Origin of the sequence: Mesorhizobium sp. L-2-11, from assembly GCF_016756595.1 — a bacterium.
Lineage (GTDB): Bacteria > Pseudomonadota > Alphaproteobacteria > Rhizobiales > Rhizobiaceae > Mesorhizobium.
Genome location: NZ_AP023257.1, coordinates 5219662 through 5237775 on the forward strand (window position 1 = coordinate 5219662; position 18114 = coordinate 5237775).

Annotated in this window: 17 protein-coding genes and 1 pseudogene; 8 read left to right on the top strand and 10 right to left on the bottom strand. The window is 60.9% G+C overall.

All coding sequences use genetic code 11. The features are described from left to right. Window positions 1–9: 9 nt before the first annotated feature. The 6 genes and pseudogenes from JG739_RS24985 to JG739_RS25005 all read right to left on the bottom strand — a co-directional run bounded on the left by JG739_RS24985 (window position 10) and on the right by JG739_RS25005 (window position 6395). Window positions 10–1026, bottom strand: a complete 1017-nt coding sequence (locus JG739_RS24985) for a TRAP transporter substrate-binding protein (RefSeq protein ID WP_202363843.1) — start codon at window positions 1024–1026, stop codon at window positions 10–12. A 43-nt stretch (window positions 1027–1069) separates the two neighbouring features. Continuing rightward, complete coding sequence (locus tag JG739_RS24990; RefSeq protein WP_244749981.1) at window positions 1070–2914, bottom strand: TRAP transporter large permease; 1845 nt, start codon at window positions 2912–2914, stop codon at window positions 1070–1072. A 298-nt stretch (window positions 2915–3212) separates the two neighbouring features. Then, complete coding sequence (locus JG739_RS24995) at window positions 3213–4793, bottom strand: ABC transporter ATP-binding protein (protein WP_202363845.1); 1581 nt, start codon at window positions 4791–4793, stop codon at window positions 3213–3215. Then, window positions 4772–5854: a hypothetical protein gene (locus JG739_RS25000; protein WP_202363846.1), complete on the bottom strand. Its 1083-nt coding sequence runs from the start codon at window positions 5852–5854 to the stop codon at window positions 4772–4774. Before JG739_RS25000 ends, JG739_RS24995 begins: the two co-directional genes overlap by 22 nt. Window positions 5855–6010: 156 nt before the next feature. Then, a pseudogene (locus tag JG739_RS35530) lies at window positions 6011–6165 on the bottom strand (DNA-binding protein); the annotation flags it as partial. Then, window positions 6162–6395, bottom strand: a complete 234-nt coding sequence (locus JG739_RS25005) for an AbrB/MazE/SpoVT family DNA-binding domain-containing protein (protein WP_202367628.1) — start codon at window positions 6393–6395, stop codon at window positions 6162–6164. The gene JG739_RS25005 and the pseudogene JG739_RS35530, both read right to left, overlap by 4 nt. Before the next feature lie 153 nt (window positions 6396–6548). On the opposite strand from JG739_RS25005, the gene JG739_RS25010 reads away from it, so the two are divergent. From JG739_RS25010 to JG739_RS25045, 8 genes are all read left to right on the top strand, one after another. Further along, window positions 6549–7493, top strand: a complete 945-nt coding sequence (locus JG739_RS25010; RefSeq protein WP_202363847.1) for a lipid kinase — start codon at window positions 6549–6551, stop codon at window positions 7491–7493. 655 nt (window positions 7494–8148) lie between these two features. Beyond that, window positions 8149–8490: a glycosyltransferase family 2 protein gene (locus JG739_RS25015; protein WP_274609403.1), complete on the top strand. Its 342-nt coding sequence runs from the start codon at window positions 8149–8151 to the stop codon at window positions 8488–8490. Further along, window positions 8471–9364, top strand: a complete 894-nt coding sequence (locus tag JG739_RS25020) for a glycosyltransferase family 2 protein (protein ID WP_202363848.1) — start codon at window positions 8471–8473, stop codon at window positions 9362–9364. The genes JG739_RS25015 and JG739_RS25020 overlap by 20 nt, the downstream gene beginning before the upstream one ends. Before the next feature lie 72 nt (window positions 9365–9436). Beyond that, a complete protein-coding gene (locus tag JG739_RS25025) occupies window positions 9437–10126 on the top strand; it encodes a class I SAM-dependent methyltransferase (protein WP_202363849.1) in 690 nt (229 codons plus the stop codon). Further along, window positions 10123–10512, top strand: a complete 390-nt coding sequence (locus tag JG739_RS25030; protein ID WP_202363850.1) for a GtrA family protein — start codon at window positions 10123–10125, stop codon at window positions 10510–10512. Before JG739_RS25025 ends, JG739_RS25030 begins: the two co-directional genes overlap by 4 nt. A gap of 6 nt (window positions 10513–10518) precedes the next feature. Next, complete coding sequence (locus JG739_RS25035) at window positions 10519–11181, top strand: class I SAM-dependent methyltransferase (RefSeq protein WP_202363851.1); 663 nt, start codon at window positions 10519–10521, stop codon at window positions 11179–11181. A gap of 12 nt (window positions 11182–11193) precedes the next feature. Then, entirely contained in the window at window positions 11194–12348 is a 1155-nt protein-coding gene (locus JG739_RS25040) for a glycosyltransferase family 4 protein (RefSeq protein WP_202363852.1), read from the top strand. A 57-nt stretch (window positions 12349–12405) separates the two neighbouring features. Continuing rightward, complete coding sequence (locus JG739_RS25045) at window positions 12406–14019, top strand: DUF7055 domain-containing protein (protein WP_202363853.1); 1614 nt, start codon at window positions 12406–12408, stop codon at window positions 14017–14019. Window positions 14020–14366: 347 nt separating this feature from the next. Here the strand turns inward: JG739_RS25045 and JG739_RS25050 are convergent, their stop codons facing one another. The 4 genes from JG739_RS25050 to JG739_RS25065 all read right to left on the bottom strand — a co-directional run bounded on the left by JG739_RS25050 (window position 14367) and on the right by JG739_RS25065 (window position 18099). Further along, on the bottom strand, window positions 14367–14621 hold the full coding sequence (locus JG739_RS25050; RefSeq protein WP_202363854.1) for a hypothetical protein: 255 nt from the start codon (window positions 14619–14621) through the stop codon (window positions 14367–14369). A gap of 508 nt (window positions 14622–15129) precedes the next feature. Continuing rightward, window positions 15130–15915: an ABC transporter ATP-binding protein gene (locus JG739_RS25055; protein WP_202363855.1), complete on the bottom strand. Its 786-nt coding sequence runs from the start codon at window positions 15913–15915 to the stop codon at window positions 15130–15132. Beyond that, window positions 15909–16979 (bottom strand): FecCD family ABC transporter permease, encoded by a 1071-nt coding sequence (locus JG739_RS25060; RefSeq protein WP_202363856.1) that lies wholly within the window; start codon window positions 16977–16979, stop codon window positions 15909–15911. Before JG739_RS25060 ends, JG739_RS25055 begins: the two co-directional genes overlap by 7 nt. Beyond that, entirely contained in the window at window positions 16969–18099 is a 1131-nt protein-coding gene (locus JG739_RS25065; RefSeq protein WP_202363857.1) for an ABC transporter substrate-binding protein, read from the bottom strand. Before JG739_RS25065 ends, JG739_RS25060 begins: the two co-directional genes overlap by 11 nt. Window positions 18100–18114 lie beyond the last annotated feature (15 nt).

The following is an 18114-nucleotide window of genomic DNA, read 5'->3' on the forward strand; positions in this document are numbered from 1 at the left end:
CGCCCGCGCTCAGGTCAGGCTGGCGCCAACAGCCTTTTCCAGGATGGCCCAGGCTTCGTCGCCGTATTTGCCCTTCCACTCGGCGTAGAAGCCGGCGTCCTTCAGCGTCTGCCGGAACGGGGCCGCATCCGGATGGTTGATCTTCATGCCCTTGGCGGCGAGTTCCTGCTCAAGCGTGGCATTGAGCTTGGCGACGTCCGCGCGCTCCTTCACGCCGGCCTCGTTGAGGTTCCTGGCGACGATCTCGCGCATGTCCTGCGGCATCGCCTCCCAGGCCCGCTTGTTGGCGAGGAACCAGAAGCCGTCCCACATGTGGTTGGTGACCGAGCAGAACTGCTGCACCTCGTAGAGCTTGGCCGTCGAGATGATGGCGAGCGGGTTTTCCTGCCCGTCGACAATCTTCGTCTGCAGCGCCGAATACACTTCGGCGAAGTTGATGCTGGCCGGCGCCGACTTGAAGGCGGTGAACATCGAGGTCCAGAGCGGGCTGACCGGGACGCGAATCTTGAAGCCTTCGAGGTTGGCGGGCGTCTCGATCGGGCCGACGGAACTGGTGATCTGGCGGAAGCCGTTGTCCCAGATTTTCTCCATGACGACCAGGTTCGATTTCTCGATCTCGCCGCGCACATATTTGCCGAGGTCGCCATCCATCGCCGCCCACACCGCGTCGTAGTCCGAGAAGGCAAAGCCGATGCCGCTGATCGAGGCATTGGCGACGAGCGTGGAAAGGATCAGCGGCGACAGCGTGAAGAATTCGACGCCGCCCGAGCGAACCTGGCTCAGCATGTCGGTGTCGGCGCCGAGCTGGTTGCTGGGGAAAATCTGGATGGCGACGCGGCCGCCGGTCTGCTCGCGGATTTTCTCGACGGCTTCCTGCGCGCGCAGGTTCATCGGGTGGGTGAGCGGCAGGTTGTTGGCGTATTTGTAGTTGAACTCCGCTGCCTGCGCCCCGGCGTAGCGGATGGTGCTCACGAGCGGGATGGATGCGGCTGCGCCTATCATCAAGCTGCGGCGGGTGATGGTCATTGAGTTTCCTCCTGGTTGAAACCGAGTGGCTAGAGACGAGTGGCTAGAGATAGGCTACCGACAGCGCCGGGACGGCGGCGATCAGCAACAGACCGGCAAGCAGCGCACCTAGGTAGGGCCAGATGGCGCTCATGGCCTCGTCGGGCGAGACGTCGCCGATCTTGCAGGCGATGTAGAAGCCGATGCCGATAGGCGGGGCCATGAGCCCGATGTTCATCGCCGTCACCACGACCATCGAATAGTGCACGTCGTTGATGCCCAGCCGAGCGGCGATCGGAAACATGATCGGCGCCATCAGAACGATCGCTGGCAGACCTTCGAGGACGCAGCCGAGAACCATGAAGACGGCGATGGTGACGAGCATGAAGGAGAACCAGCCTCCCGGCAGGTCAGCCATGGTGACGGCCAATTGGTTGGCAAAGCCGGTTTGCGTCAGCGCCCAGGCCATCGCCGAGGCGGTGCCGAGGATGAGCAGGATGGCGCCCGACAGCGCCGCCGTCTCGACCAGCATGGCGTAGAATTTCTTCGCGCCGATGCCGCCATAAAACAACGCGCCGATGACCAGCGCATAGAGCACGGCGATTGTGGACACCTCGGTGGCGGTGGCGACACCGCCGCCGACGGCGCCGCGGATCAGGAAGGGGAGCACCAGCGCGGGGGCGGAGACGAGCAGCGTCTTCCAGACGAGCGAGAACGGAGCGCGATGGACGCCTTCCATGCTTTCGCCCGAAGCCTTCCAGCGCGCCAGCACCGCAAGGACAAGCAACAGAACCACGGCGATGACGAAGCCGCTGGTGAACAGCGCGGCGATCGAAACGCCGGCGACCGAGCCGAGCACAATCAGCACGATCGATGGCGGCACCGTATCGGCCATCGCAGCGCCGGTTGCGAGCAACGCGATCATCTCCTTGGGCTTGTGGCCGCGACGCTTCATTTCGGGGAAAAGTGCCGGAGCGACAGTCGCCATGTCGGAAACCTTCGAACCGGAAATGCCCGAGACGAGGAACATGGAGCCCAGCAGCACGTAGGACATGCCGGCCTTCACATGGCCGAGCAGCGACGCCATGAACTCGACGATCGCCTTGCCCATGCCTGTCGCGTCGAGCACACAGCCGAGCAGAACGAAGATCGGCACCGACAGCAGGATGAGGCTCGACATCCCCTCGTCGATGCGGCCGACAAGCACGATCATCGGCACGTGCGTGCTGAAGGCGATGAAGGCGATCGTGCCGACGCCGAAACAGAAAGCGATCGGCACGCCGAGCAGAAGGCAGACCGCCACCACGCCGACGAGAAAGATGACGATGTTGGCGTAGCCGAGCGTGAGGAACAATGGCGAAAGCAACCAGCCGACCAAGGCCAGTGCTGCAATCACTGCGACAGCGGCGGCCAGGTTGGCGAGCGTCGCTGCGCGGATCGCGTGGCCCACGGCGATAACCGACATCAATGCCAGCCCGCCGACAATTGCCGAGGCGCGGAAGCTCATCGGAATGTTGAGCGCCGCCGAGGTGACGTACCACTCTTCCTGTACATACTGGCTTGCCGGCACGATCAGCACGAGCAGCACCGTCGCCACCACGAGCAAAGCGAGGGCGTCCACGAAGGGGCGGCCGCGCTCGGGGATCAGGTTGAGGAAGATGGTAAGACGCAGATGCTCGTTGCGGTCGATGGCGATCGCCGAGCCGAGCATGGCGAGCCAGAGAAAGGAGATGGAGGCGGCCTCATCGATCCAGACGATCGGCAGCGATAGCACGTAGCGCGAGATGACGCCGGCGAGCAGCAGACCGATGACGAAGACGAGCAGTATCGAGGCCACCGCCTCGACCGGCCACATCAGCCGCGACCCTGGCCGCGCATCCAGCACCTCGGCCGGCGTATCGACGATCATCGTGTTGTTGCTGGCGGCTGCCATGCTTCAAGCTCCTCCGCTCGGACCAGGCAACAACGCCTGCCTGAAACGCTCACGCCGAAATCGGAACGACGCGATCTCCTCCCGCTCGTTCCAGACTCGCATATGGGTCTATATCATGGACCTATAATTTCGCATAACCGATTTTTGCCATGCGATCGGCTGTATATCAGCGACTCGCGGCGAAAATGCGATCCATATTGTGGATCGATGTCGCTTGTCGCGACTGTTTATGGTTGCAACAAGACATGCAGCGGGGCCGAGGGCAATCTCTCGATCACTCGCAATCGAGAAGCCAGGTATCATCGAATTCCATCCCCGCAGTGGCTGCTTCGCACGAGACGATCACTGTCGTTTGCGCGGCACGCGCGTGTGCAAGAACGGCCGCAAGCAAGTCCCGGTCCTTGCAGACATCGATGTCGTCGATAAGGAGCACGGCCGCTGATCGGACCAGCGCTCGTGCGGCACGGATCCGGGCGGCCTGCATTGCACTGATTTGCTGAGGCTCCAGTCGCCTCTGGCTGCTGTCTGGAGGTCCATCGACTGCCAGGCCGCACAGCGAGGCCGCGGCGATTATCTCTTCCTGCGAGGTCGCTGAGGGCGCTCCCAGGGTTATATTGTCGACCATTGTTGCCCGCACCAACGGGATCGCCGGCGACAAAAGGGTGATTGCCCGGCGCCGGTCGCGCTGCGAAATCTTGTCGACAGGGACGTCATCGAGGAAAATCGCAGGGCCGCTGTTTTCCTCAAAACCTGCGATGCTGGAAAACAGCGCGCTGCGTGCTTCAGGCGTATCACCGCCAAGCAGGATCGAGGCGCCGGGCGCGGCCTCCAGCACTTTTGACGGCGTGCCGTTTCGGTAATGAAATTCGATGCGCAGCCGCCGGCCTGACGTCGAGCGCGGCAGGGGAATTGGATTCACGGGATCCGCAAGCACCGGCCTTGCCAGGATGGAGGCAATCCGGCGGCGGGACTCGACATAGGCAAGCCGATAATCGGCGGCGCGAGCGAGGTCGGAAAGCTGGCCAACCGTCAGTCCGGCGAGGAGCAATAGCGTGCTGAGATCGCCAACCAGCATCGCCGGGCGGCCCGAAAACGCATAGGCCACGAGGATGACGACGATCACGGGCATGACGAAGTCGCTGGACGCGCGCGCAGCCCCCGACCACCCTGCCCGGCGAACGAGCCACATGTTGAGCGCTTCCGACATCCGGTCGATCTTGCGTGTGGACGTTCCGCTTTTGCCGAAATGGGCAAACGCCGCCCGGGCGACAACGATGTCGCCGAGACGGCCGGCAAGCCGTCCCCGCCTCCGCCGGCTTTCGCGGATGGCCCGGTGAAGAAACGGCAGGGCAACAAGACAGACGATCGACCAGGCAAGAACGCCGCAAAGCAGGAACGGCGCAACCCCCGGGGCAAGCCAGAAGGCGCCAAGCACGATGAGAACGACGGAAGGACCCGCGACAAAGAGGGAAGCGACCCCGTCGGCCAGCCACGATCTGATGGCGGAGAGGTCGGTGACGAGGCGGGTCATTACCAGGCCGAGACCGGTCCGGCCGGTTGCCGGCGGCAACGCGAAGAGTTGCTCGACCAGCAGTCTGCGGACCTCGCGCACATAGTCCAGTGCAAAAGCTGCCCCCTGCCGGCGCTGCATCACCCCGAGTGCGAAGAGCGCGATGCCGAGCGAAAGGCTGGCCACGATCAGCCTGCCCTGACCGAGCGGCTGCGGTTCCCCGGAAACCGCCGCACCGACGATGGCGACAAGAGCGAGCGACGTGGCAGCCTTGGCAAAGCCGATGGCGACAAGAACCGCAAGGGCGACCAGTCGCGTGCCGATCAGGATTCCTGGTAGAGGCATTGTGTACCTCCAGCGATCACCATCAGGCGCGGGTTCAAAATCCCTGAGACTATGCTTGCCGCAGTCGCCGGATCGGTGAGTTCCTTGACGCCATAGACAGGCACGTTGGCAGCGCCTGCTTCCCGGCGCGCCAGCGGCGAGCATGTCAGGAGCCCGCTGAGCCCGAGCACGTCGTATCCAAGCTCGCGCAGCCTTTCGCAGCCCGCCACCGCCCCCATCGCATCGCCTGCGGCAAACAGCACGCCGCCGCTCAGCTCGCGGAATTCCGGGGACTTTGCGAGCGCGGCCGTCTCGGACTGGAATAGCCCATCCGCGACTTCCAGAACCGCGATCTCCGCCCCGGTGGCGGCAAGAGAATGCAGCAAATGCTGCGCGCCCTCGACGATGGCATCGATTGGAGCAAGATAGGTCGTGGCAAAGCCGGCATCAGTGAAATCAAGGGCGGCGCATGCTCCGGCATCCATCATCGACCAGAGATCGTTGCCGGCTCCGGTTCCGGTCACCTTTGCCGCACCAACTGCAAAACCTGCCCTGGTCAAACCACGCACGAGGCTTGCAGCTGTTGTCGTCTTGCCCGAATTCATCGACGTTCCGAAGACAACGATTGTCGGCGGGATGAGCCGCGCCGGCTGCGGCGCGACCGCAAAGTCTGCAACGTTCAGAACGCGGCCGCATGAGTTGGTGACGAGGCCGAGCGGCACGATTGCGGTCGGAGACATGGTCTTGTCGTGCCATGCCATCGCCCGCGAAGCCACTCCGCCCGCCGCCACCATATGGCACGGTCCGAGATCCGCCGGCACGATCGCCTCGAACTGATCAGGCGCGTAGCGGTTGCCGTAGGCCAGGACGACTTCGTCCGTCGCGGCAAGTGCCGCCTTGCGTCCCGAGGGCAACTCGACCGACTTGTGGTGACCGAGCGCCTCGATCCGCGCGAGCACCAGGTCCCCTGCCTTCGGTTCGGCGGGAGGCGAAAGCAACATCCGCATGCGCTCAGTGGGAATTCGGCGGGTCGTGAAAGCCCGCTTGGCCTTCGCGATGCGTTCGCAGTCAAGAATTTCCATTGTGGTCTCTCCGGTCACCAAGGGGGCGCTGTTACCTGGGGGAGAACGCGGTCGAACCAGGATTATTCTCGGTGTTGCAATTCTTTTCGTCACGATGGCGCAGACCCAAGCCGCGGGCCCACGCACGCCGCGAGGCGCCGGACGAGAAACAGGCGTGCGGTCATAGCGGACGGCAAGTTCGGCATAGACCGCATCGTTGATCAGCAACGGCCCATTGAGGCTTGCCGTCTCAAGCTGGGCGATCGACCAATCCGCCAGTTCGCATCGCCCGTGGCAAGATCGAGCAAAACGCTGGTGTCGACCAGCGTCACGCGTCGCCACGCGTCAGTGCCATGATCGCGTCGGTGTCGAGGCCCTTGCCGGCATGGCCGCGCAATTTCGCGAAGCGGCTCGCGGGCAGCTTCCTGTCACTACGCACAATCATCACATTGCCGTCATCGGTGCGGCGGAAATCAACCTTGCTGCCCGGGCCGATTCCGAGCAGGTCCCGGATCGGCTTCGGGATGGTCACCTGTCCTTTGGCTGTGACTGTGTTGGTCATGTTCGCACCTTGGTAGTACCCATTTTCGGTATTATCTTGTCGACCGAATTTCAACCTCCGCAAGCGGCTGCCAAAGCCGTGATTTTGTGACTTGTTTTCCCGGGCGCGCCTGTCGACGTCGTAATCCGCAGGCACGCACCCTATCTACGCCGCATGAATGACATCACGAACAGACGCGCGCTTCTACTCATCAATCCAAAGGCACGACGCGGGCAGGAATCCATCGCACCGGTTGTCGAGCGGCTGGAAGCCGGAGGGCTCCGCGTCAGCGTCGAGACATTTGAGGCGCTGCCCGAGATAGCACGCGACATCGTGCGCCTTCGCCATAGGGCCGATCTTGTGATCGTGTGCGGCGGCGATGGCTCGGTATCCTCGGCGGCGGTCGCCGTCATGGAAAGCGGGCTGCCGATGGGCATCATTCCGATGGGGACGGCGAACGACCTGGCGCGCACCCTCGAAATACCATTGGATCTTGGCAAGGCGGCCGACGTGATAGTAGAGGGCGGAAGACGTCTGATCGATATCGGGACCGTCAATGGTCACGCTTTCTTCAACGTCGCGAGCATCGGCCTCAGCACCGATCTTGCGCAGGGGCTGGATCCGGCGCTGAAGAAGCGTTTCGGCAGGTTTGGCTATGCCTTGGCGGCCATGAAAGTGTTGACCAAGGCCCGCCACTTCGAAGCAAGGATTACCGAAAAGGGCGTAACGACGGAAGTCGAGACCTACCAGATCGCGGTCGGCAACGGCCGCCACTATGGCGGCGGCAACGTCGTCGAGGAGACCGCGGAGATCGATGACGGCCATCTCGACCTGTACAGCCTGGAAATGACGAATCTCTGGAAAATGGCGCTCTTGTTGCGCTCGTTCCGCTCGGGCACGCACGGCGCCTGGAGCGAGGTTCGCACGGCCAGATGCGTCGAGTTCGACATCGAGACGAAAAGGCCGATGCCGGTGAACACTGACGGTGAGATCGTCACCTCGACCCCGGCGCATTTCAAGGTCCACCCGAAGGCGATTTCGGTGTTCGCTCCTGCCGCGGCGGGCATACAGCCCCGCACAAAGGTGCTTGGTGAAGCGGTCAGCGCAACCAGCGGATAGACCGGCGACCAAGCGAGCGTCGAACAAAATCCAACTGCCTGCGGTCATCTCATTCTCCTCCGTTGGTCGTGTCATGAGACCGAGCCCGTTAAGCGTCTGTCCGGATGCACAGCCGCAACCGCTGGGCGGGCTCGTGGGCTTGAATTGGATCGTTCCGCATCGCCCCGTATGGTCCCGCCACCGCCGTACACTCGAACTTGAGCAGCGTCTTACGCGATTTCGCTACATTCTGCGCTCACATCGCGTCTTCGGATGGAGTGCCTGCTTGATTCCCCCCTCGGCTCGTCAGAGCCTGGCGAAGGTGATCTGCGACACCCGTGTCATGACTGGCCTCAACATCAGCTAAGAACTGACCGAACGCCTCCCAAAGCGGCTGCAGGCTTGGAGTTTGGCGCGAACGACAGCCATCCACCAAAGTTCCAGACGTTCAACCGCCAGCTTTGCGCTGTGCGCGTCGTATTGGCCAGGAGCTATCGTGTTCCTGACTGGAATCGTCGAGGTTGCATAAGCACAAAAAATTAACGCACCCAACGGTAATTAGCCTTTGGAAATAATTACACAACTTGTTCTTTCCAGGTCGATAAAGGCCAGAATCAACACGTTGGTCACATGCCCGACTCTCGATGCAGCTGACGATTCGACTGGATTAGGTGGAATGATGAATAGCTGGTCTGACGTCGCGACGGGCCAAACTGACCAAGGCTTCCTTGAGGTGGAGGCTCCCTTGGTATCGGCGATCATACCTTGCCTGAACGAAGAGCGCACGCTCGGCATCTGCATTCGAAAGGCGCTTGATGCGTTCGCAAAGCGGGGCATCATAGGTGAGGTGGTGGTCGGGGATAATGGATCGAGCGATCGCTCGGTGGAGATTGCCCGGTCGCTTGGTGCGCGCGTCGCGCACCAGCCGGTCAAGGGCTACGGCGCCGCGATTAGTGCAGCGGCTGGATCTGCGCACGGCAAGTACCTGATCATGGCCGATGCAGACGATTCCTACTGACTGGAGCGAACTCGACGACTTCATCGACGCGCTGGAGGATGGCGCGGAGTTGGTCATGGGCAATCGCTTTGCTGGCGGGATAGAGCCTGGCGCCATGCCTCCTCTGCACCGATATCTTGGCAATCCTGTGCTTTCGACGATTGCGCGCTGGCTTCACCACTCTCCCATAGGCGATTTTCATTGCGGGATGCGGGGTTTCACCCGTGACGCATTCCAAAGAATGGGCGCACGCTCGCCCGGTATGGAATTCGCTTCCGAAATGGTCATCAACGCGCATCGCGCCGGATTGATCATCCGTGAGGTGCCGATCAAGCTCTATCCAGACAAACGTGACCGCCCTCCACACCTGCGCTCTTTCCGTGACGGGTGGCGACACCTGCGGCTGATCGTAGCTCATGCACCGGACACGATGTATCTTTTACCCGGACTAATCCTGCTGATCGCCGGTGTCATCGGGCTTGCCATCCTCGCTGCTGGGCCTGTCACCATAGGTGGGCAGTATTTCGGGATCCACTTCGTCGCGCTCTCGTCGATGGCAACATTGATCGGTCTTTCGGCCATTCTCTTCGGAACGCTGGCCAAGGTAGCGATCGCAATCTATCACCCTATACCCGCAGGACTGATGATCGCCTGGCTGACGCGCAGTCGCCCGCTGGAATGGCTAGTCCTTTCCGGAGGTGTGCTCGCGACGGTTGGTTTCCTCGGGGACATATTGCTGGCGCTGCGACGGATCTTCGTTGGCGGCTCAATGGAGCAATCCGTGCATCTGACCTTTGTGATTACCACGGCCTGTGTGGCAGGCGTTTCCATGGTGCTTTCCGGGTTTGTACTCAAATTGCTCCTGGATAACCTGGACAATCGACGTGTCTGCTAACCATTCGGTTTCGGGCATTCCGAACCTGTGTGCCACGAGGCAGATCGTGCGTGTTCTTGGGGACTGGACCGCATGAGACAAAGCAGGGCTGTTCCACGCGTCTGGGATACGGACTGGCTGATCCTACGCGCGCTTGCGCGACTGTTGCGGGAAGAAGCAAGTGCGCATGTCAGACAAGGCTCGCTGATGGTAGACCTTGGCTGCGGCGACATGCCGTATGCTGACATGATGCGTCAGATGAATATCGATTACTGCGGTGCAGACATCGGCGGTGATGGTTTCTTGCAAATAGACGAGCAGGGCCGTGTGCCGCTTGCCGATGGTGCGGCAGGTGCAGTGCTTTCGGTGCAGGTACTTGAGCACGTGCGCGACCTCGACGCCTATTGTGGCGAAATACGGAGGCTGTTGCGCGACGATGGCGTGCTGCTGCTATCTACTCACGGCACTTGGCTCTATCATCCTCACCCCGAAGATCATCGCCGCTGGACACGCACCGGGCTTATCGTGGACCTCGCCAATCGAGGCCTCGAAGTGGAGGATGTGCACGCAATCGTCGGTCCGCTGGCGACTACCACATTGATCCGATCGACGGGATTTTCTTTCGTCCTCAGGCGTGTGCCTATCATCGGTGGCATTTTGGCGTCCTCGTTGGCCGTGTTGATGAACCTGCGCGCTCAGTTGGAAGACCGGATCACGCCCGCTCACATACGCGATGACAACGCTTGTGTCTTCCTGGTACGAGCTCGCAAGGCTGCTGCATGACTGTGCGGACCCCTCTCGCTTACGTTGCTGTCGCCGGCCTGTGCATAGCGCTACACAACGCCGTTATCATCTTGGCAGATAGTGTCGGTATGCCGCTGTGGTTCGCCGTGCTGCTGTCCTTCGGCATCGTTGCTTGCGCCGGGTATGTTCTGCATGGGTTGTTCACTTTTCGTCAGCCGCTAGCCCCGATTGGCCTGGTGCGTTACTTCATCGCAATGTCGGCAAATATACCGTTCGCTTTCGTTGCCACCTGGTTCTGGCGTGAGCAGGTCGACCTGCCGATGACATTCGCCGCACCGATCGCTTCGGTCTGCATGCTCGCTCTGAATTTCCTGCTCGGTCGCTGGGCCATCGCCACGCCGACCCGCTGGACGGCGCTCAGGTGATTGACGATGAACACAACGATGTCGCCGATCGACCCGCGGCTTCTGCAAGTCATCCTATCGCGCCATCTGGCGGCGTATCGGACCAGGGTCCCAATTTATCAAGCGACGATGCTCGATAGTTTGCGTGAGGTATGGGCCGCGCGCCATCGGAACCTGCTCGACGTTGGCGGCGGCACTGGCGTGATTGCCCAGGCCATGGCGGAACTTTTCCCAGTCGACGAGGTCCAAGCGGTTGATCTAGTCGATCGCTTCTGCTCCTCGCTCAGCGTACCAACCCGGCAATATGACGGCAAAACACTACCTTTCGCTGACGCAATTTTTGAAGCAGCGACGCTCAACAACGTCGTGCACCACGTTCCGGTCACTGCTCGTTCGGATCTCTTGCGCGAAATACGGCGGGTAGTGACCGGTCCACTTTATATCAAGGATCACGAAAGATGCGGCACGCTCGACAACCTGCGGCTCATGGCCTTGGATGCCATAGGGAATATCCCCTTTGGAGGCATGATCTGGGCGCGTTACCTCACTCGAGCAGAATGGGAGATGCTGGCCGCCAACAGTGGCTACCGCATCGCTTGTCGCGCTACACCAGCGCGGTATCGAAAAAGCCTCGGTGCGCTGCTGTTTCCCAATCGGCTCGAAGTAACCATGCGCTTCGAGCCAGTATGACCGAATAAGCCGTTGCGCATTCTCACGATCAGCCATTTCTATGAGGCCCATGGCGGCGGCATTGAGCGTGTCGCCGGACAACTGTGCCGCCAATTCGCAAGCTTAGGTACTGAGGCAGTCTGGGCGGCCAGTAATGCCGATCCAGCGCCGTATACCGAAGTTGAGGCGCATTCGCTTGCCTGCGCCAACCCAATCGAGAAGATCACTGGCCTGCCCATTCCACTACCGGGTGCGCGCGCGATCCGAACCCTGGTTCGCGAAGTGCGCCGCTGCGACGCGGTGGTGGTGCATGACGCATTGTACGTCACCTCGATACTCGCATTGCTGATGGCGAAGGCGCACCGCAAGCGCGTTGTCTTGATCCAGCATATTGCTGGCGTTGCTTTTTCATCGCGCGTGCTCCGCTCGGCAGTTGCACTGGCTAACATCGTCGTCACACGCCCCATGCTGAGGGCAGCCGACGCACTCGTGTTCATTAGCGATACCGTGCGACACGACCTTGTCGGTACGCCAGCCCGCATGCCGTGTTCTCTACTGTTCAATGGTGTCGACAGTGCAGTTTTTCACCCCAGTGAAGGTTTGGCTCCCGAGCCGGACGCTCTGGCCGGGATGCCAATTGCGCCGGGTGCGCGCCGCATTCTCTTCGTTGGTCGCTATGTCGCGAAGAAGGGGCTCAGGGTGGTACGCGCCCTGGCCGCGTCCAGGGAAGACCTGGCCTTTCTGATGGTCGGCAGCGGACCGATCTGCCCCGCCATGTGGGGACTAGCCAACGTCCATGACCTTGGGACTCAGAGCCCGCAGGCTCTAGCCGCTCTCTATCGCAGCGTTGACCTCTTGCTGTTGCCGAGCGTGGGCGAAGGCTTTCCGCTCGTAATCCAGGAGGCGATGGCATCTGGGCTGCCGGTCGTCTGCGGTGAACCCAGCAACCGAGCCGACCCTAACGCAACCGACTGGCTCCGTGGCGTGACCATCGATCTCAGCGACGCGGAAGGCTCGGCCAGACGTTGCGCCCAAGCCATTAATTCCCTTGCACCCACGTCTAAAGAACGGGCCGCCATGGCTCGCTACGCGTCAGCACATTATGACTGGAGGTCTATGGCGGAGCGTCTACTTGCGTTGGCGCGAGGAGAGAAGCCCAATTCTCCTGAAAATCAGAGCGATGTTTGAATGCGAGCCTACGGTGGAGACCGATACCAGATAGGCACAATCGCACTCGGTCTTATCATGGTGAAGATTATTCTGCTTTTCGTCCTCGCGTGGAACAGTCTCTTCGTCATGGACGAGTTCGGGCAGCTCGGATACGCCAAATATCTGTTCAGGGAACTTTTCGATACAATTCAGCCGAGTAAAGCGGCGGGATCGACAGCGTTCTTCAAGCTGGCGCACCTGGTAGGCTGGGATGCCACGTCTATTCTGCTTGTCGGGCGCATACAAACCGCGCTGCTGGGCTGCGCGATCGTTGCCATGGTATACGCCTGCGCCCGTTCGCTCGGGGAGGATCGCGTGCGTGCCTTAAGCATCGTTCTCGTCCTACTGTGCTTTTCGAACTTCATGGAGCGTGTTTTCCGAACAATCGCCGAACCGCTGGCGGTGTTCTTCGCGGTGGCTGCGCTCCTGGTCGTGGTGCGTGCACATGCGTTGAGTGCACGGCATGTGCTTGCTGCAGGCGTCCTAAGCGGACTGGCTTTCCTGGCCACTCAAAAATCGGTCTACTTCAATGTTGCGCTGGGGCTCGGCTTGGTCACTGACGCAGCCATGATGAGACGCTATTCAACTGGGCTGGCTCGCGGGGCATGCCTGGTGTTGGGGTGGTCTCTTTCGATCCTTGCGTACTGCTTCGTTTTCGGCGGCAGCAACCCGGTGCCCATCGCCGAGAGCCTTGTATTCGGTCCGATTGAAGTTGCGACCCGCGGGGGTGTTGAGTACGGCGGACTAAGGCACCTCGTGTTGCAGACGCTTTTGCGGAACGTAGTGCTCTACGTCTTCTGTTTCTCTGGAATGGCTTTGTCACTGATGCGGTTCAGGCAGCTTGAGGAAAGAAATCGCATCGCGCTTATCTTCTCGATCGTGATCACCGTTCTGGTCTTCATTCACGATCAGCCTTGGCCTTACGTATTCATCATGGCGTTGCCGTTCATGTCATTGTGGTCACTGACACCATTGGATCGGATCGTGGCCAACACACGCCACTTTCGAATTGCATCGGTGGCGCTGGTGACCGCCGTGGTCCTAAGTTTCGTCAGCAATATTGTTTACCTCCGTTTCAACAACGCGGCGCAACTTGAACTGGTCGCGCGTGCAGAATCATTGCTTGCTCCGGGTGACCGGTACTTCGACGGCATCGGGATGCTGCCCAACAGGAGCGAACCGTCGACGTTATGGCTTGATAGGCACTATGTCCTCGCGACTTTGCGGCAGGGCGACAGATCCGAGGCCTATGAAATATTCAGTAAGTCTCCGCCTAAAATGATCCTGTGGTCTTACCGCATGGAATATATCTATCCAGTGATCGCACCTCTGATCCGAAACAGCTATGTCACCGTCGCACCAAACTTGAGGATTGCCGGCAGTCGACTTTACCTCGGTGAGCAGGAGGTCTTCGATGTCCCAATCCCTGGCGTATATGGCCTGTACAGCGCAACCGGAACGCCATTACGGGGCGCGGTTGACATCGACGGCACCGTCTTTGATCGGCCAGTCCACCTCTCAAGCGGGCCGAAGGCTGTAACTTTGCGGATGGGTTCAGGCGAGGCATTGCTTTTGCCACAAGGTTCGTACGCCGGACGCTTCAAGCCAGGCAGTGACGATTTGAGCATGTTTGCCAATGCCTACGACTGAGTGTTCGGGTGCATCCTGGGCGTGGTGGTATCAGAACGCATGCCAATCTTTATCGGCCTTCGCATACCCAACCTGGCAGAGTCACCATCCACTTCCAGCAGTTTCCACCTTCTGGCCGCCGACGTGACAGGAAAAGAGCACAAAGGCCTCGCCCTCCGGAAGGGCGCGAGCCCGACCGAAGCGTCTGCGCTGAGGATCAATTGGATACGTGCTTTGGATGGACAGATCGAATTAAGGCTCACATCTGGGATCACGGCCTGCAGGCCCCACACCCCGGTAACAGCAGGCTGTGATATGGAACAGTCGCCTGGCCCCTACATAAACATAGCCTTCGGAAACGTCTTCGATCATTGCTTGAGGAACACACCCGTGTAGGTCTGGCCAGCGAGCCTGACGGTTCCAGCGAGGGTTCTGTCGGGCCGCATGACAAAACTGAGGTCTGCGCCATTCGGCAGGCGCTCAAGCTTCAACGTAGTCCCCACTATTCTTCCAACGCCGGCGGCCTCTCCTGGATGGTTGTCGCCCAGAGTTCCCCAGGCATAGGTGACCGTCACCTTGCCATTGGAAGAAACCGTCTGAACAGCAAGTTTGGCGTCATACATCCCATCCAATCGTCCGGCCCATAGACCCGAAAAAACAGCATATTTTGTCGGAACGGACTTGCCAGGGGGAGTGACCGCCACGGATTGATCAATAACTGCCGAGCCGGAGGGAACAGCGGCAGGATCCGAGGCAGTTTGGGCAGGAATGGGTCCAGGTCCTAACGCAGGTTCGAGAGTGGGTTGCGGCGTTTCAGGAGCCGTTTGGCACGCGGTTATGGCAAGCGCCGCGAAGCCAAGCATTGCGTTGCACATTCGACGTGCCATTTTCTGGTGCCCCGGCCATCTCTAGATCTAGCGCAGGCTAACCTTATCGCGCGTTTTCATGACCTCTGTCTACCCAAGGTATCTCGCACGACAGTGGCTCGTCGAAGGACGTGCAGCGGTCGTGAGTGAATGCCTCCATTCGTCGCCCAAGCAGCCGCCATGGCGATAGCAAATGTTTTTGATTCAGACATTTACGCCAGAATTTTGATCTATTTTCTAGGTTCTGGCTTTCGACCGCAGATGCCTAAGCTGCTATCAATGCAGTCGCTGCCGTTTCGGCCGCGACGCCATCCACCATGACATGACTAATGCCCCGCGAGCAGCGCTCGATCCTCGCCTCGACGCGGTACACGTCACGCAAAAGCGCCGGCGTAACGACCTCTTCCGGCGTGCCGCAGGCGACCATCCGCCCCTCGGCGATGACGATGCATTTGTCAGCGAAGCGCAGGGCCTGATTGAGGTCGTGAATTGCGATCAGCACCGCAATCCCGTGCTTGCGTGCAAGCCCGCGCATGAAGCTCAGCACCTCGACCTGCCGGTGCAAGTCAAGTGCCGACGTCGGCTCGTCCATCAGCAGGATTTCCGGTTCGCGAGCCAGGGTCTGGGCAATGCTTACCACCTGCCTTTGCCCGCCGCTCAATTCTCCGACGTTGCGAAAGGCAAGATCCGAGATGCTGAGCGCGGCCAGGATGCCGTCTATACGTGCTAGGTCGCCGTCGGTGACCGACCAGGCCGAGCCCTGCTTGCGGGCGAGCAGGATCGATTCATAGACGGTCAGCACCGCGTTGGCTGCCGTATCCTGCGGCATATAGCAGATGCCGTCCGGTCCCTTTACCGCTCCCTCGAGGCAGACGCGTCCCGGGCCCTTCAGAAGTCCAGCGATGCGCTTGAACAGCGTCGACTTGCCCGCTGCGTTGGGTCCGATCACGGCGACAACCTCGCCACCCCGGAAAATGGGAGTTGAAACGTCCGAGATGACGAGCCGCGCCCCGTGAAAGGCTCCGAGACCATCGAGCCTGATCGTTACCATGAGCGCCTCACATTCGAGAGGATCAGCGAGATGAAGAAGGGAATGCCGATAAGCGAGGTGACGATGCCGATCGGGAAGATCGTGCCTGGAACAAGCGACTTGCTGGCAACCGAACTCGCCGAAAGGATGAGCGCCCCCGAAAGCGCCGAGGCGGGCAAGAAGAAGCGCTGATCCTCGCCGATCAGCATGCGGGCGATGTGCGGACCGACGAGCCCGATGAAGCCGATCGTGCCGACGAAGGCGACGGGGATGGCGGCAAGCAGGCTCACCATCATCATGGTTTCGAGCCTGAGGCATGCGACCTTGACGCCAAAGCTCGCGGCCTTGTCCTCGCCCAGCCGCAGCGCCGTCAGCGCCCAGGCGCGGCGCACGAATATCGGAAGGGTTGCGAGAAGGATAAGGCTGGTGATGATGAGCTTGGGCCAGGTGGCTTTGGTAAGGCTTCCCATCGTCCAGAACACGACCGCGGCGAGCGCCTGCTCGGAGGAAAGATACTGGACGAGCGACAGCAGCGCATTGAAGGTGAAGACGAGCGCGATGCCGAGAAGCACGATGGTTTCGACCGTCACGCCGCGCTTGAGACTGAGCAGGTGGATGACGAGCGCGGTCAGCATCGCCACCACGAAGGCGTTGAGCGGCACGATATATTCGATCGCCGCCGGGATCAGCGCGACGCCGAAGGCGAGCGCGAGCGCTGCGCCAAAGCTGGCCGCCGCCGAAATGCCAAGCGTGAACGGGCTGGCGAGCGGATTGTTGAGGATGGTCTGCATCTGCGCACCGGCGATCGACAGTGCTGCGCCGACGACCACTGCCATCAGCGCGATGGGAAGCCGGATGTCCCACAACACGACGCGCACCTGAAGCGGCACACTGCCGGGGGAAACGAGGGCGAGCACCACCTGGTCGAGGCTATAGCTTGCGGGTCCGAGCGCGAGGTCGATGCAGAGGCTCAGGAGCAGCGCCAGGGCGAGCCCCGCCAGGATGAGTTGCTTGCGCAGGACAAGGGCGCGGTAGAGCCCGCGCCCTTGTTTGACTGCTGACAGTGCGGCCGGTTCACTGCTCATCGGAGAGCGAGACCCAATGACCGGGCGTGTACCCGACCGGCAGGAACTTCTCGTGCAACTCCTTGAAGGTGGCCTCGGCGTCGAGATCGGCGAACAGGTCGGGGTGCAGCCATTTGGCCATCTGCTGTATGGCGACGAACTGATAAGGGCTGTTGTAGAACTGGTGCCAGATGGCGTGGACCTGCCCGTTCTCCACCGCCTTGATGCCGGTTAGCGCGGGCCGCTTGGTCAGGCCCTTGAGTTTCTTCAGTGCCGCCGCTTCGTCGGCGCCGGGACCGACGCCGACCCATTTGCCGCCCGGCACATAGGCCTCCCAATTGCCGCCCGTCACAATCACCTGGTCGGGATCGCTGGCGATGATCTGCTCGGGATTGAGCGCGCCAAACGTGCCCGGGATCAGGTCGGCCGCGATATTGGCCCCGCCGGCCATGTCGACGAACTTGCCAAAATTGTCGTTGCCGAAACTCATGCAGCAATCATCGGAATAGCCCCCGGCGCGATCGATGAACACGGTCGGGCGCTTGGGATTCTTGTCTGCGATCACATCGGTGACGCGCGCGATCTGGGCCGCGCGGTAGGCGATGAACGCCTCGGCCCGCTGTTCCTGGCCAAGCAGCTTGCCGATCAGGCGCATGCTCGGCTCGGTGTTGGTGAAGGGTTGCTCGCGGAAATCGACATAGACCACCGGAATGCCGACGGCGGCGAGCTTCTCGATATATTGCGCGTCCTCGGTTGCCTGCTTGGACTCGATGTTCATGATCATCACGTCCGGCTGAAGCGCGATGGCCTGCTCGACGTCGAAGGTGCCGTCCTTGAAACCGCCGAAGGTCGGTATCGTGGCCATCGAGGGGAATTTTTCCAGGTAGACGGCGTAATTGTCGGGATCGGCCTGGGAGAAATCCTCGCGCCAGCCAACGATGCGCTTGAACGGGTTGTCGGTATCGAGCGCGGCGATCAGGTAGATCTGCCGGCCTTCGCCGAGGATGACCTTGTCGACCGGCGTCTTCACCTCGACCTTGCGGCCGGCAATGTCAGTGACGGTCTCGGCGCGCGCGCCTGAGGTAAGCGGCATCAAGGCCGCGAGCGCGACCGCGGCCGCAAATATCGATTTCAAGATCATTGGGCTCTCGCAATT

Coding starts and splice junctions, on each gene's coding strand:
- JG739_RS24985 (WP_202363843.1), bottom strand. CDS start 1,026: ATGACCATCACCCGCCGCAGCTTGATGATAGGCGCAGCCGCATCCATC.
- JG739_RS24990 (WP_244749981.1), bottom strand. CDS start 2,914: ATGATCGTCGATACGCCGGCCGAGGTGCTGGATGCGCGGCCAGGGTCG.
- JG739_RS24995 (WP_202363845.1), bottom strand. CDS start 4,793: ATGCCTCTACCAGGAATCCTGATCGGCACGCGACTGGTCGCCCTTGCG.
- JG739_RS25000 (WP_202363846.1), bottom strand. CDS start 5,854: ATGGAAATTCTTGACTGCGAACGCATCGCGAAGGCCAAGCGGGCTTTC.
- JG739_RS25005 (WP_202367628.1), bottom strand. CDS start 6,395: ATGACCAACACAGTCACAGCCAAAGGACAGGTGACCATCCCGAAGCCG.
- JG739_RS25010 (WP_202363847.1), top strand. CDS start 6,549: ATGAATGACATCACGAACAGACGCGCGCTTCTACTCATCAATCCAAAG.
- JG739_RS25015 (WP_274609403.1), top strand. CDS start 8,149: ATGATGAATAGCTGGTCTGACGTCGCGACGGGCCAAACTGACCAAGGC.
- JG739_RS25020 (WP_202363848.1), top strand. CDS start 8,471: ATGCAGACGATTCCTACTGACTGGAGCGAACTCGACGACTTCATCGAC.
- JG739_RS25025 (WP_202363849.1), top strand. CDS start 9,437: ATGAGACAAAGCAGGGCTGTTCCACGCGTCTGGGATACGGACTGGCTG.
- JG739_RS25030 (WP_202363850.1), top strand. CDS start 10,123: ATGACTGTGCGGACCCCTCTCGCTTACGTTGCTGTCGCCGGCCTGTGC.
- JG739_RS25035 (WP_202363851.1), top strand. CDS start 10,519: ATGAACACAACGATGTCGCCGATCGACCCGCGGCTTCTGCAAGTCATC.
- JG739_RS25045 (WP_202363853.1), top strand. CDS start 12,406: ATGGTGAAGATTATTCTGCTTTTCGTCCTCGCGTGGAACAGTCTCTTC.
- JG739_RS25050 (WP_202363854.1), bottom strand. CDS start 14,621: ATGTATGACGCCAAACTTGCTGTTCAGACGGTTTCTTCCAATGGCAAG.
- JG739_RS25055 (WP_202363855.1), bottom strand. CDS start 15,915: ATGGTAACGATCAGGCTCGATGGTCTCGGAGCCTTTCACGGGGCGCGG.
- JG739_RS25060 (WP_202363856.1), bottom strand. CDS start 16,979: ATGAGCAGTGAACCGGCCGCACTGTCAGCAGTCAAACAAGGGCGCGGG.
- JG739_RS25065 (WP_202363857.1), bottom strand. CDS start 18,099: ATGATCTTGAAATCGATATTTGCGGCCGCGGTCGCGCTCGCGGCCTTG.